Below are 14654 nucleotides of genomic sequence, written 5' to 3'. Positions count from 1 at the left end.
ATTTTGATCAGCGGCAGAGAGGGCATGTCGAGATGCTCCAAAAATCTATGAACGCTGCTGTAAGACTATAGTGTAGTTTTGCTCATTTAAGAGACAAATACAAGTCCCAAATGAACGCAGCAGACAGACTGCCATAGCAGATGGCACAGACAATCAGAGCAGCACGCCGCCAGATGGGGGGCCTAAGTTGTTGCGGCAGGAGTTTTGTATTGATAATCAGGATCTGAATCGCCGCAACAGCCAGGACAGGACCTGCTACAGCGCCCAGGATTTTAAACAGTGAAATAGCGTGTCCCCAGTGTACGGCAAACAGACCCCAGACTGTGGCAATCATCAGGAACAGATAATAGAGCCGACTGACACTCATCTTACGTCGTTCCCGCAACTGGGGGCTGGCTACCCAGACGATATCCGTTACCGTTCGAATGAGCACATCGGTGTTACTGAGGTGAGTTGACATCAGCACCCAGAATCCGTTCAACAGAGCCAACCACCAGAAACCAGTCCAGAGTTGTTCTGCCATGAAACGTGCCTGAAATGCTCCCGCAGCCAGATGCTCCATATTGGTGTTTTCCGGAATGACGGCGGTTGCGAGATTCACATTCAGGAACATGCCGAGCAGGCAACCCAGCCCCCAGAGCCAGACCTGGTCTGCGGAGACGTATTTCCACCAGGAACGCCAGTGATTCAGGTTTTCCTCAGTGAGTGGAAACACTTTTCCGACTGGCGAGAGCTGCATTTCACTGTGGCTGAAAGCACTGGTAATCGATCCGACTTTGGCACCCATGCCGAAACCTTTATCGCGATACCAGTTGGTTATTACCAGATTCCCGATGCCCCCGGATCCCGCAGTCGCTGCAAATGTGGCCAGCAGAAGCGGATCCAGGTTGGCAGGGAGTGAGCCAAACTGGACAAATCCGGAGAGCGTTTTCAACCAGTGTGAGAAGGGAACAAACAGCAGGTTGACGGTAATCAGAAAGGAAAAGATGAAGGTAATCATCACCCAGGAAAAGTACTCCAGCATCCGCTCAATTGTTTTTCCTGAGAGTAGAATAGCTACCGTAATTGTAATCACCAGATATGTCAGCAGATGAAGTGCCGTCGCATCTCCGTCACCCGCTATCCGACCCACAAATGTCGCGAAGAGGACTGAGGCGCATCCAGCTGCCAGAGCCGGCACTCCCAGTTGCGCTAGGGTAGCAAAGATGTAACCACTCGCCCAAAACTTAGATCCGGGACGCAAACGCATAATACCCACCAGAATGGGTTCTCCGGTATAGAGTGTGTAACGGATTGCCTCCAGATTAAATAAAAGCTGAAGAGCAATCGCGACTGTCGCAATCCAGAGAATACTCATACCGTATTTGACAGTAATTGTAGGACCAATCAGCCACTCGCCGCCACCAATGGAACCTGCGAGCAGGATGGCCCCCGGGCCGATTGTACGAAACAGATTGCGAATCGAAAAAGGAGGCGGGGCTGGCAGATCCTCTTCGCTCCAGGGAGCGAGATCGCCAGTGATCCTTGCAGATTGAGGACTAATGTTGTTGCTCATTCCAGTCTCGCTGATACCCTCAGTACTTTATTTCCGTGTTATCAATATGGCATGACTCTAACAGATTGTTAAACATCAGCAAGGTTTTATTTGATTCCTGGGCGGTGCGGAGTCTCAATGTGAAGTTCGCGCCTGGTTGTCGGTCTGGTGATTTGCCATAATGATCACAGACAAAGAATTGTCTTTTGAGTCATTCAATAAAACAGGGCATCAGTTTTATGAAACATTCGATGATTGTTGCAGGTGTTTGTGGGCTCTTGTTCGGTGCGGGACTCTTTGCAGCCGAACCCCAAACGAAGTCGGTAAATCAAATCGAGCGTATGGAAAAGATTGCCGATCTGGCGCTGATTCCGCCTGCTCTGAATACGTCTCCGCTACCTGAATATGGCTACGATAAGCTCGATTACGGCATGACGATTGGGATTGAACGTACCCCAGGAGGGCGTCTCTGGGCCTGCTGGGTAGCTGGTGGGGATAGCCCCAAGGCATTTTTTGTGCTGGCGACAAGTGATGATGATGGAGAGAACTGGTCACAACCCCGTTTGGTCCTCGATTCACATTCAGCAGATTTGCCCATGGATCGCAGTATTCTAGTAGGAAATCTCTGGACCGATCCTGAAGGACGTTTGTGGCTGATATTTGATCAGTCAATGCACATGTTTGACGGGAGAGCTGGGGTCTGGGCCACCGTTTGTAATAACCCCGATGCTGACGTACCGGTCTGGTCAGAGCCGCGTCGTATCTGGCATGGGGTCACACTGAATAAACCAACGGTACTCTCTAATGGAGAATGGATGCTGCCGATTTCCCTCGATCAGCGGGAAGGTTTCGGTCCTTTCAAGGGATGTTTTAAAGAACTGGACCCTGTGCGAGGTGCAAATGTGTTTGTATCCACTGATAAAGGGGCAACCTGGAAACGCAGGGGGGCCGCGCGTTTTCCCAATCCGGACTGGCACGAACACATGATCGTTGAACGTAAAAACGGTACTCTCTGGATGCTGGCCCGGACCAGTAAAGGCATTATGCAGACAACATCCCGGGATGGTGGACGAACCTGGGCAAAGCCATCATTACCTCCCCAGATTAAACAGCCGAATGCCCGCTTTCACATCCGTCGGTTAGCCTCGGGGCGACTGCTGTTAATCAAGCATGGTGACAAAATTGATGCGCACAAAGGCCGGGTTCAATTGAGTGCCTGGTTATCAGAGGATGACGGCAAGGTCTGGCAAGGGGGGCTGGTGCTGGATGAACGGAAGGGGATTTCTTATCCCGATGGATTTCAGGCACCGGATGGAACAATTTATATTTCTTATGATCGGAACCGGTCCACTGACGGAGAAATCTTGCTGGCCCGTTTTACTGAGCAGGATGTCATGGCTCGCAAACTGACAGGGCCGAAATCCCGACTCAAGATGCTGATCAGCCGGGCGACTCCTTCCGGAAAGTCAAAAGATGACTAACCCTGTTGGCTGGTCGTTGCAAACTCAAAATTCTTGAGCCGCTCCAGTCTGTATTTGAAAATCCGTTCGACATCGCCTTGCACAAAAAGGCGATTGATGAGAGCACCTCCATAGACGGAGTAAGTCACATGGTCCCTGGCCAGTGTGCCATCAGTGTGTTCTTCAAATGTGTGTAGGTGCCTCCACAAGCGATAGGGACCCTTCAGTTGTGTATCAACAAACCGTTCTCCGGGGACCCATTCAGTGATTTCTGTCCTCCAGCGAAGCGGGATACCGTGCAGCTTGAGTTGATAGTCAATTAAAGCACCAGCCTGCATCACAATCGGCCCCGGAGTGATGATTTTGAAATTCAACCAGGGGGGAGTAATTGTCTCGAGATTCTCAGGTTGCGCGAAGAATTCGAATACATCCATGATGGGGCAGGGGATGACGATCTCAGTTTCCAGTTCGTAGTCCCCCGAAGGATTTCTACTTATTTTCAGCATGTCTGATGTGATCCCAAAAAGCTTGTCGACGTGAAGATTAAAAATTGATGTTCAGGGATTGAAATACGCCATCAGCCGACTATCAAGCTGACAGTAATAAGGTTTATGCCCACTGTGTGATTATTGTCCCGAGCGGTGAAAAAGGTAGGGCTCTCTTTTCAGATTTGATTAATACCACTCTGAAATGCACAACTCACTTAATATTACTAGTGCACATTGATTTGAAAGCTGGATTAAGATATGTCTGCTACTGTTGGCGATGCACGGAACTATGTGATACTGGGGGCAACTGGATCCGTTGGATCTGAACTCAGCCGACGTCTGATCAAAGGCGGGCATAAAGTGATGCTCGGGGCACGTGATCAGGAGAAACTGGATCAATTATCCAAGGAACTGGATTCTCCTTCATGCCGAATTGATGCGGCAGAATCACAAACTATTGATGAATGCCTGAAGCAGGCAGAAGCTGAATATGGAAGCGTCGATGGTGTTGTTAATTGCATCGGCTCTGTGCTGTTGAAACCCGCTCACCTAACCTCAGATGAAGAATGGGCGCAAACTCTTTCTGTGAATCTGACATCCGCTTTCATAACAGTCCGAAGTGCTGCGCAGGTTATGCGTAAGAATGGTGGCTCGGTTGTTCTGATCTCATCCGCTGCTGCCAGAGCTGGAATCGCAAACCATGAAGCCATTGCTGCAGCCAAAGCTGGTATTGCCGGTTTAACCCTGTCAGCGGCCGCCACTTATGCCAGTCGAGGGATTCGAGTTAATGCGGTGGCTCCCGGTCTGGTCAAATCGAATATGACTCGTCATTTGTGGGAATCAGAAGCAGCGGAAGCGACTTCGATTTCGATGCATGCCCTGGATCGACTGGGGGAGCCAGCTGATGTCGCTTCGCTGATAGAATGGCTGGTGAACCCGGAGAACAGTTGGATGACAGGTCAGATTCTGGGAATCGATGGTGGATTGGCTTCTGTGATTCCACGACCACGACAGAAGAGTGGTTGAAAAAAATGCCTGACAAGAATTTCGGTCCCTGTCAGGCATTTTATATATGGAAACGTTTTTCAAAAGACTCAAGGAGCCAGTTGATGTTCGCCATCTGCAAAATCCTGGTGGCAGGCGTTGCAGTTTTTCAGCATGGCCTCGTAATGCTTGCGAGCAACTTTGAAGTCGCTGGCTTTCGCTGCTTTATAAAGCAGTCCGCCTTCCTTACGGACATTCACGCTGTGTGTGTTCCAGCTGGTGCCGTTATCTTTCGGCTCATGCAGAAGCAATAAATTCCCACCTTCAGCCAGGATGAGGGCATCTGATTTGATGGATTTCCAGGCCTTGCGGTTTTCAGGTTCTGTCGCGATGGACTGCTTAAGCCGTTTGTAGGTCGGCTGGAAGACATATTCCATGAATTCGTGCATATCGGGTTCAACGGGTACACCCGCTTGCGATTTCTTCGAATCTGGTCCCGCGAGAGACTGTGTTGACTGTGACCATACCAGGGCGGTTCCCAACCCCAATAGAACGATAGATCCGAACAACGATTTTCGATTAATTCTATGCATTTGATTCTCTCTAAATTTAAATGAAACGATAGTTCAGATTGGATATTACATTTCCTGCAGGCTTAACCTGTCAGGATGAAAAAATTACAGCTGACTCTGAGTAAGGCGATGTTAGATTAATTGAACATTCAGTTGCATAAAGAGGGGACAGCCGATTTCTGAAAGGTGATGAATCGGGATTGATGTAGTCTGGCTTGCTGAATTGCCATCTACGTTACAAAGGATTTGCCTCAGACTACCCGATTCGAATTGCTTTTGCTGATTGAGTCGTTTCTTACAAGCAGCTTCACTTTCTTCCACTCCAGGAAATGCATTAATGAAACCTGAAATGGGCAGTGGCAGGGATGAATGGGAGTGCCAACTTCTGAGAAGAAGGGGAGAGTGGTCGCATGCATGGTAAAGTCTTAGATGGGTGGCGAGCTCAGTTTCAGCCATTCCCTGGTGTGAATGCCCACCCGGGAGGGGAAAACAAATGGAAAGCAGAATCAATGCAATTATCAAAATTCTGCTGGGGATGTAGGTCATACAAATCGCCTGATGGATCTCAGTAAATCGTTCGAGTATATATATCAGATGACATATTTGTCAGGTTAAATTTTAATTATCCCTGTCGCTGATCACAACTGATTCCTGTCTGCACTTCGTGAGATTCAATTAGTCAAGACGGGGCTGACAGGTTCCTTCCGCCGTTCTTTGCTCAGCAAAGACTGGTGTACTTTGTTGAAGGCATGGTATAATCAGGATGTTTTGGTAGGATTAATGTAATGTTTAATTCGACCTTTGGAGAATATTGATTTTCTTAAGAACAGCATCAGGAGGCAGATCAATGGCAATCAACGAAAGTCAACTCACAGACTGGATTTCTCAGCTCGACAGCTCTGATGGAGAGATCAGACAGTCAGCGCGTCATCAATTAGTTCAAACAGGATCAGATGCGGTTCCGGCTTTGATAAATGCATTGGATCATTCTTCCGAGACTATGCGCTGGGAAGCAGCCAAAGCACTGGGAGAAATCCGAGATCCTGCTGCAGTCGAACCATTGATCGAGATCCTGGCAGACGACGACAGTGTGCGGTTTGTTGCTGCTTCTGCTTTAATTGGAATGAGTAACGATTCAGTGCCTCACCTCTTGCGGGCATTGATTCATGAACCAGCCCGGTTCCGGGACGGTGGTTGTTTTGTGTTGCATCATCTGGCATCAGATGACGAAAAACTACGTGAGCCGTTGACCCCTGTGGTTGAAGCGCTGATGTCGCTTGATTCGTCTCTGCTGGTTCCGGTTGAATCCGAAAAGGCACTTTCAAAGCTTAAATAGCCTGTTCGATTTATCAATTCCCGCACCTTCATTTCAGAAGGTCTGCCTGTGAAATTTTCTTTCTGCAGAAAGAAGCGGTCAAAACAGGATCTGCTAACCCCCAGGATGCAGATCCTGGCGACGGTTTGCTTTCTGTTTTTCTTAACTGCAAAACCCGGGCAGGCGAACGATCCAAATCCCTTTTTACCCTCTGATGTGGAAGATCGTGGTTGGCCTGATGTTCGGGGCCCTGATTTTGATGCGCATTCTCCGGAAATAAATCTGGCGGACAGCTGGCCTGAAGAGGGACCTCCAGTTCTGTGGGTTAAAGAACTGGGACAGGGATATTCTGCTTTCGTCGCCCAGAGGAATCGCGTCTATACCCAGGCCCAGACTTTACAGGGACAATACGTGTATTGTCTGGAAGCAAAAACGGGAAAAACGATCTGGCAGTACCGTTATGACTGGCCCTATGAACTGGCTGGCGTTTATCCCGGACCAAGGGCGACCCCCACGCTGGTCGCTGGAAAGGTCCTCTTTGCGGCACCCAGTGGACTCATCGGCTGTCTGGATGCTGATGAGGGGAAACTGATCTGGTCCAGAAATGTACTGGAAGAGTTTCATGGTACAGGGGGAGACGGATTTGGTTATGCTTGTTCGCCGACAGTCGTTGATCAATTGGTCATCTTACCAGTGGGCGGGCCAGATGCCAGTCTGGTAGCCCTGAATCTCAACGATGGGAAGACCGTCTGGCAGGCAGGCAATCGACCTGCCAGTTACTGTCCAGCATTTCCGATTGAACGTAAGGGGCAAAAACTGGTGGTGGGTTATCTGGAGAACGCCCTGGTTATCCATGATCTACAGACAGGAGAGCTGCTGCTCGAACATGAGTTATCCGAAGGGTATGACGAGCACTCCGCCTGGCCCCTTTATCGAGAACCGTATCTCTGGCTCGCTGCTCCATTTCGTTCTGGCTCTCAATTATTAGAACTACCGGATCAGTTTCCACACTTAGAACCGTTGAAAACAGTCTGGCGTTCTCGTGTGATGTCCAATGATGTGTTATCGAGTGTGCTGGTGGATGGAAGGATTTACGGTTTTGATATTTTTGATCAACAGTCAAAAACACAGCGTCCTTCTCGAGGTAAGTTTCGTTGTATTGATTTTTTGACGGGCGAAGAATTATGGGAGCAGGGATCTGGACGCCCCGAACGATCAACTAATGACATCTCTGACGAGCTGGGACAATCCGGCATCATTGTCGCTGATGGAAAACTGATTCTCCTTAATGAACGAGGCGAGTTGATCCTGCTTCGTCAGAATCCCGAACAATGTGATATTCTGGCTCGATGTTCGATTCTTTCAGGAGAATTAACCTGGACGCCCCCGGTGCTGCACAGTGGTTGCGTATTTATTCGAAATCAATCCCGGGCCGCCTGTGTTTATATCGGGGATCCTGATCTGTTAGCGACCGATCAGGCCACATTGAATCTGGCTGATATTCCGCAGGAAGCTTACTACGACTGGGCGGGACAGATCCTGTCTGTGGAACCGGAGTACGCTTTCGATTTGCCTTCGACGGAATGGCTTTTCAGATGGTACTACTGGTCTCTCGGTTTACTGATCGTCAGCCTGATGCTGGCCGCGGTCCCAATCTGGTGGATACCGGCTCAATATCGAAGGCGGGTGTGGATCCGCTCATACCGCATCATGGCATTTCTGGCTGGGGCACTCGGAACCACTTGGATCAGTCTCTGGTATCAGGATTTTATTTTCACGTGGCCGTTGTGTCTCTATATTGCGACCGAGCCTGTACTGGAGTCTGTCCAGTTTCGCAGGGAAGGCCAACGGGCTGCCATCTGGCGAGATTATGGGCCACTTATCGGTTTAATCGGTGTATTTACTTTCTACTTTTTAATCTGTCGTCGGCTGAGCCTCGTCTTCGAATGGGCGTTCCTGGCGGGACCCATCGGGGCGTTACCTGCAGGTTGCTCGGAATGGTATTTGAAACCTCAGACACCGCTACAGGTGTGCTTCGTTTTGCTATTGAAACTGATTACATTTACCTGTTTTTATGCTAGTGGAGTTTTCGTCCTCTGGCTGCGTTATTGATCTCTAAAAGGAGATTCATATTACTTCACTCCATTTTGAACAGGGCTTTTATCAGCAGACAGGCGAACGACTTATTCTCAATACGGAAGTCTGATGAATGCCTGTAAGTGTCGATTTCTATGATGCTTACGTCCAGGGGGGATATGGTGCGATTGGTTTGTCGCTGTTTTACCAGGGGAGAATTGTTGTGACAGAATCCATTGCAGATGAGCGGGGTAATATTCCGTCAGACAGCCTGTTTTCAAAACAAAGGTTGTTGCCTACAATATACTTAGGCCGATACAGTAAGCAATCAGCTTAGGCATTGCCATCAGGCAAGAGCCTCTGTTTTCAGGTTGGGGGAGCGGTTAAAACTTTCCCAGCATGGCAGAGCTGTATCGGGGGAGAGGAAGGGCAGTTACATGTACGCTTCCGAACAACAGAATCCCGTCCCACCGCCAGACGATCAGCGTTCGTTCACAGCTGAGCCACCTTCTTTCTGGCGATCATTGCTCTTAAAGAACACGCTGTTTGTGGCCATTGTTGTGGTGCTCACTGCCGGTATTCTGGGGCATCTTGCTTATATTTTTGCCCGCGATATTCTGCACGATAATATCCGCGTCCGCCTTCAACTGGTTGTCAGTGACCGGGCTGCATTATTCGAAGGATATGTGCGACAGCAGTTGGATCGAGCTGCGTTGATTACCAGTCGGACTCACCTGAGGGAGCTGATTCAAGACTTCGAACAAGGAACTCTCGATGAGGATGCTTTCCAGTCAGAATCAAAGCGGATACTGGAAGATACTATTTCGGGGAGTACCTCCGAGTTTCGAGATCTCTGGATTGTGAATCCGGAAGGGACTGTGATCACTGCGACGAGTGACAATTATCTCAATCAGACCTTTGCCGATGATCCTGGATTTCTGAAAGCGAAAGAACATCCCCAGCTGGATTATCCACAGAAAGTGGATGGTAAGTATGTGACTTACCTCATGGCTCCCATGAAGAGTGAAGCGGGGGATCTGATCGGCGTTTTAATGGTCTGGCTCGATGTCACTCCTCTGGAGCGGATTCTGACGAATCGGACGGGGTTGCAGGACACGGGAGCACTTCTGGTCGCGACCAGAGAGGGGGATCAGGTCCGATATTTATTAACCCCGGAAGACAGCATGCAACGATCGGTACAGCTCAAAGAAGTGCCTGCCATGGAGAAAGCGCTGAATGGAGAAAGCGGATCCGAGGTTATGCATTACAGTGGCGATGAAGTGCTTGTTTCTTACCGTCCTGTAGATTATCAGCCTAATAGTGATGATGCTCCCTGGGGAATGGTAGCCAAAATAGATCTGACAGAGGCTTACGCTCCCGTAACACATTTACGTCATCTGTTACTGGGACTGCAGTTTGGGCTCGTTTTTTTCGGAATGGTGGTCTCTTTTCTGGTTGCCCGGAGAGTGACCCGGCCGGTATTGGGACTGGCCGATACTGCATCGAAAATTGCTCGTGGAAATCTGGATGTCCGGGTGCCGATCACTTCGACAGATGAAGTGGGGATGCTGGGGGCTGCGTTTAATCATATGACGTCTGAATTGGCAGCCTCACGGGATCAACTGGAGGAACGGATCGAACAACGAACTGCGGAGTTGAACGCCTCCCAAAAGAAATTGCGTCGCCAGACTCAAATCCTGCAGTCAATTTTGGACAGCATGGGAGATGGAGTGATCGTTGCGGATCAGGATGGGAATTCCGTCTTCTGGAACCCGGCTGCAGAGCAGATTGTTGGTATCGGACCGCAGAATGTAGATCCTTCCAAGTGGTCACAGATTTATGGCTGTTACCTTGCAGATGGAGTTTCGATGTGTCCTTCCGAGGATCTGCCTCTGGCGCGGGCCATGCGGGGAGAGTCACTCGATGATTCGATTCTCTTTCTCAAAAATCCCGATATTCCTGACGGAACCTGGATCAGTGTGACTGCACGTCCATTGAAGAATGATCGTGGTGATCTGCGTGGTGGCGTGATCGTAATGCACGATATTACCGAAGCGAAAGCCACACAGGAAGAACTGGAATCACGCGATAAGAAAAACCGGGCAATTCTGGCGACGACGCACGAAGCGTTCGTCGGTATCGATGAGAACAGTCGAATCTGTGACTGGAATGAACAGGCGGAAGCGACTTTTGGATGGACTCAACCGGAGGTGATTGGACGATCGTTGGTAGAGACCATCATTCCGGAACGCTATCGATTGCAACATATGCAGGGGGTCGAAAAATTTCTTGCATCAGGTGAAGGCCCTGTTCTTAACAAGCGTCTGGAACTCTCAGCTCTGCATCAGGATGGCCACGAATTTCCTGTGGAGCTGACGATCACTCCCGTGCGGCAGGGGGACAATTTCCTGTTTGCTGCTTTTGTGCATGATATCACGGAAGTCAAACGGGCCGAAGAAGAACTCAAACGGGCTAAAGAAGCTGCCGAGGCTGCCAGCCAGGCAAAAAGTGCTTTTCTGGCAACGATGAGTCACGAAATCCGAACTCCCATGAATGCCGTAATTGGTATGACCGAATTACTGCTCGATACCGATCTGAACCCCACCCAGCGGGAATACATGACCATGGTGCAGGAATCGGGGGAATCTTTACTGGCAGTCATCAATGATATTCTGGATTTCTCCAAAATTGAAGCAGGCCGATTCGATCTGGATCAGGCCGCATTCCATCTGAGGGAAAATCTGGGAGATACCATGAAATCGCTGGCTGTTCGCGCGCATCACAAACGCCTGGAACTGGCATTTCATCTGGCACCGGAAGTTCCTGATACCATCGTTGGTGACCGTTACCGCTTACGACAGATCATTGTCAATCTCGTCGGAAATGCCATCAAATTTACGGATGAGGGAGAAGTAGTCGTAGATGTAAATGTCGAATCTCAATCAGAGAGAGACGTTCTGTTGCACTTCGTCGTGCGTGATACGGGTATCGGAATTCCCAAAAGCAAACAGAAACAAATCTTTCAGGCCTTCGAGCAGGTTGATGAATCGATGGCCCGTCGTTTCAGCGGTACTGGACTCGGCCTGGCGATTGCTTCCCGCCTGATCAATTTAATGGGGGGGCGAATCTGGGTCATCAGTGAAGTCGATCAGGGGAGTGCATTTCATTTTACAGCTCATTTTGAGCTGACACAGGAAGAAGTCCCCGCCAGTGAACCATTGGTCAAAGCTGACCTGGATGGCCTGCGCGTGCTGGTTGTTGATGATAACCTCACTAACTGTCAAATTCTGGAAGAAATGCTCTCTAACTGGAAGATGCAACCCCAAACCGTCACGCGTGGGAAAGATGCTCTGGAAGCGATGCATGCCCGTGTGAGGGTGGGTGAACCTTTCGATCTCGTACTGGTGGACGCGAATATGCCGACGATGGATGGGTTCTCGCTGGCGAAAGCGATCAAACAGGATAAGGAACTGGGAAGTGCAGTCATTATGATGATTACTTCCAGTGACCGAAGAGGGGAGATCTCCCGCTGCAAGAAACTCGGAATTGCAGCGCACCTGATTAAGCCTCTCAAGCAATCGGAACTGTTTAACTCGATTGCAGAGACATTGGGAATTAACGGAGCAGATCATCATTCGACGCGATTGAAAACGGCTGAACTGGGTAAGCGTATTCCGCCTTTAAAAATACTGCTGGCAGAAGACAGTATCGTGAATCAGAAACTGGCGCTGGCCCTGCTGCAACCCCATGGCCACGAAATTACTGTCGTGACCAACGGGAAAGAGGCGGTCGAACAGAGAAAAACAGCTCATTTTGATCTCATTCTAATGGATGTCCAGATGCCTGAGATGGACGGTCTGGAAGCGACGCGCGAAATTCGAGACTACGAACAGACATGCGAGGAACATATACCAATCATTGCGATGACTGCACATGCGATGAAGGGAGACCGGGAACGCTGCCTTGAGGCCGGTATGGACGGCTACGTTTCTAAACCGGTGCGTGTGCGAGAACTGTACCAGATGATTGAAGAAACACTGCAAATGAATGCCCAACTCGCAGCTGTAAAAAATGAGTCCACACCTGAAGAGTCAGAACAGCAGGCTGATTCGATTCAGATGGAACACGAGACAACCCAGGGGGAAGAATCGAGAGAGGAGTTAATCATGAACCCGTCTGAAGAACAGGATTCCCATGACGATGTATTGAACTGGGAGCAGGCAATGGAGAAATCAGAAATACCTGCTGAAGCCTTGAGCGAACTGGGACAACTATTTCTGCAGGAAGCCCCTAAATTGCTGAACGAAATTCGGGATGCAATACAACAGGGGGATGCTTCGTCACTAAGGCGAGCCGCTCATACACTTAAAAGTTCAGCTGCCGTTTTTGAAGCACACCATGCTGCCGATGCCGCGTTGGAGCTGGAGTTACTTGGAAAAGAGGAAAAGCTGACGGAAGCGCGCGAAGCTCTGCCTGCCCTGGAACAGGAAGTCGACCGGTTACTGCCAGCTGTTTCTGCTCACATTGATTCTACCGCTCTGGAAGGAAATAAATAATGAATGTCGCATCAGGAAGTGGCGTCAAAGTATTGTTCATTGAGGATAACCCGATTCATGTAGGACTGGTGAAAACCCTGTTGGGGGAATCCCGGGCACCCGTATTTCAATTACAGCATGCAGGATCTCTCCAGGATGGGTTGAAACTGCTCGAAGCAGTTCCGGTCGACATTATTCTGCTGGATTTGACACTGCCTGACAGCGAGGATCTGGATACGTTCATCCGGGTCCGTTCGTTTGTTCCCTCGATCCCGATCGTAATTGTCACGAGCCTGGATGATGTGAAACTGGCTGCGAAGGCGGTTGAGGCGGGGGCCCAGGATTATCTGGTTAAGACACAGCTGAGCCGAACTTCGCTAACACGTTCTTTGCGTTATGCGATTGAGCGGACACGTGTGCGGGATGCCGAATGGGATTCGCCGATGTTCAGGCTGGCGCAGCGGCAGTTTCTCAAGGCGGCCCAATATATGGGACTGGACGATAATATTCGCCAGCGGTTACTGTTTCCGCAACGAACGCTGGTCGTGACACTGCCATTTCGTCGAGACCACTATACCGAAGTCGAAACTGTATTCGGCTATCGAGTACAGCACATTCTGACCATGGGACCTACCAAGGGGGGGATTCGTTATCATCAGGATGTCAGCCTCGGAGAAGTTTCAGCACTGGCGATGTGGATGAGCTGGAAGTGTGCCCTGGTGCACCTGCCCTTTGGTGGAGCCAAAGGGGGCGTACGCATCGATCCCACGGGGTTAACCGGGCATGAACTGCAGCGTCTCACCCGACGATTTGCGACCGAAATCAGTCCGATTATTGGTCCCGAGAAAGATATTCCTGCTCCCGATATGGGAACCAACGAACGGGTGATGGCCTGGATAATGGATACGTACAGCCAACAAGTAGGTTACTCTGTGCCGGCAGTTGTGACAGGTAAGCCGGTCGTCCTCGGGGGGGCCAGGGGACGTAATGAAGCGACAGGGAGAGGCGTCGTCTATCTGATTGAAGAAGCGGCCCATCATCTGAAGATGAATCTCAGTGAGACTACGGCTGTGATTCAGGGGTTTGGAAATGTGGGCAGTCATGCTGCCCAGTTTTTGAGTGATCTGGGCGTGAAAATCATTGGTGTCAGTGATGCAACTACGGGCATCTATAACCGTAATGGGCTTTCGATGTCCTCACTGCTTGAGTATGTGAGTCAGAACCGTTTTCTGGAAGGTTATTCTGAAGGAGATGAAATCACGAACCAGGAACTGCTCGAACTGGAGTGTGATATTCTGGTACCTGCTGCATTGCAAAATCAGATTACAGCAGAAAATGCAGATCGCATTAATTGCCGTCTACTGGCGGAAGGTGCTAACGGGCCTACTACGCTGGAAGCTGATGAGGTACTCAATGAAAAAGGGGTTTTCATACTCCCTGATATTCTGGCAAACGCGGGTGGGGTGACTGTTTCTTACTTCGAATGGGTGCAGGATACGCAGAACTATATGTGGAGCCTGGATGAAGTCAATCAACGATTGAAACGCATTCTGCAAGATGCTTTTCAGCGTACTTTGAACCGCGCGGAGAAGAACAACGTCGACATGCGGACGGCGGCACTCATGGAAGGGATTGAACGCGTCGCGCAGGCCAAGCTGGCGCGCGGTCTGTTCCCATAAGTAAAAGTGCA

General features: G+C 49.8%; 9 protein-coding genes. 6 read left to right on the top strand and 3 right to left on the bottom strand.

The window, feature by feature from the left end; all coding sequences use genetic code 11:
• Positions 1-82: 82 nt before the first annotated feature.
• Positions 83-1555: an Nramp family divalent metal transporter gene (locus tag F1728_RS06855; protein WP_155363482.1), complete on the bottom strand. Its 1473-nt coding sequence runs from the start codon at positions 1553-1555 to the stop codon at positions 83-85.
• 218 nt (positions 1556-1773) lie between these two features.
• Here F1728_RS06855 and F1728_RS06850 point away from each other — a divergent pair, with 218 nt between their 5' ends.
• A complete protein-coding gene (locus tag F1728_RS06850; RefSeq protein ID WP_155363481.1) occupies positions 1774-3015 on the top strand; it encodes a sialidase family protein in 1242 nt (413 codons plus the stop codon).
• Here F1728_RS06850 and F1728_RS06845 read toward each other — a convergent pair.
• A complete protein-coding gene (locus tag F1728_RS06845) occupies positions 3012-3500 on the bottom strand; it encodes an SRPBCC family protein (protein WP_155363480.1) in 489 nt (162 codons plus the stop codon). The two genes, F1728_RS06850 and F1728_RS06845, sit on opposite strands and share 4 nt — an antisense overlap.
• A gap of 240 nt (positions 3501-3740) precedes the next feature.
• Here F1728_RS06845 and F1728_RS06840 point away from each other — a divergent pair, with 240 nt between their 5' ends.
• Positions 3741-4508 (top strand): SDR family NAD(P)-dependent oxidoreductase, encoded by a 768-nt coding sequence (locus F1728_RS06840; RefSeq protein ID WP_155363479.1) that lies wholly within the window; start codon positions 3741-3743, stop codon positions 4506-4508.
• 68 nt (positions 4509-4576) lie between these two features.
• On the opposite strand, the gene F1728_RS06835 is transcribed toward F1728_RS06840, so the two are convergent.
• Positions 4577-5059, bottom strand: coding sequence for a cytochrome c (locus tag F1728_RS06835; protein ID WP_194242716.1), 483 nt, complete (start codon positions 5057-5059; stop codon positions 4577-4579).
• 826 nt (positions 5060-5885) lie between these two features.
• Between F1728_RS06835 and F1728_RS06830 the strand changes: the two genes are divergently transcribed.
• From F1728_RS06830 to F1728_RS06815, 4 genes are all read left to right on the top strand, one after another.
• Positions 5886-6374 (top strand): HEAT repeat domain-containing protein, encoded by a 489-nt coding sequence (locus tag F1728_RS06830; protein WP_155363478.1) that lies wholly within the window; start codon positions 5886-5888, stop codon positions 6372-6374.
• Between the two features lie 48 nt (positions 6375-6422).
• Positions 6423-8465 carry an outer membrane protein assembly factor BamB family protein gene (locus tag F1728_RS06825; RefSeq protein WP_155363477.1) on the top strand — a complete coding sequence of 681 codons (2043 nt, stop codon included), beginning with the start codon at positions 6423-6425 and terminating at the stop codon, positions 8463-8465.
• A gap of 401 nt (positions 8466-8866) precedes the next feature.
• Positions 8867-12985: a response regulator gene (locus F1728_RS06820; RefSeq protein ID WP_155363476.1), complete on the top strand. Its 4119-nt coding sequence runs from the start codon at positions 8867-8869 to the stop codon at positions 12983-12985.
• Positions 12985-14643: a Glu/Leu/Phe/Val dehydrogenase dimerization domain-containing protein gene (locus F1728_RS06815; RefSeq protein ID WP_155363475.1), complete on the top strand. Its 1659-nt coding sequence runs from the start codon at positions 12985-12987 to the stop codon at positions 14641-14643. Before F1728_RS06820 ends, F1728_RS06815 begins: the two co-directional genes overlap by 1 nt.
• The last annotated feature ends 11 nt before the right edge of the window (positions 14644-14654 follow it).

This window comes from Gimesia benthica (genome assembly GCF_009720525.1).
GTDB lineage: Bacteria > Planctomycetota > Planctomycetia > Planctomycetales > Planctomycetaceae > Gimesia > Gimesia benthica.
The sequence above is the reverse complement of the archived record's forward strand: the minus strand, read 5'-3'. Positions and strand labels throughout refer to the sequence as shown.

Bases quoted from the DNA above. Each gene is read 5' to 3' on its own strand.
- F1728_RS06855 (WP_155363482.1), bottom strand. From the start codon at position 1,555: ATGAGCAACAACATTAGTCCTCAATCTGCAAGGATCACTGGCGATCTC.
- F1728_RS06850 (WP_155363481.1), top strand. From the start codon at position 1,774: ATGAAACATTCGATGATTGTTGCAGGTGTTTGTGGGCTCTTGTTCGGT.
- F1728_RS06845 (WP_155363480.1), bottom strand. From the start codon at position 3,500: ATGCTGAAAATAAGTAGAAATCCTTCGGGGGACTACGAACTGGAAACT.
- F1728_RS06840 (WP_155363479.1), top strand. From the start codon at position 3,741: ATGTCTGCTACTGTTGGCGATGCACGGAACTATGTGATACTGGGGGCA.
- F1728_RS06835 (WP_194242716.1), bottom strand. From the start codon at position 5,059: ATGCATAGAATTAATCGAAAATCGTTGTTCGGATCTATCGTTCTATTG.
- F1728_RS06830 (WP_155363478.1), top strand. From the start codon at position 5,886: ATGGCAATCAACGAAAGTCAACTCACAGACTGGATTTCTCAGCTCGAC.
- F1728_RS06820 (WP_155363476.1), top strand. From the start codon at position 8,867: ATGTACGCTTCCGAACAACAGAATCCCGTCCCACCGCCAGACGATCAG.
- F1728_RS06815 (WP_155363475.1), top strand. From the start codon at position 12,985: ATGAATGTCGCATCAGGAAGTGGCGTCAAAGTATTGTTCATTGAGGAT.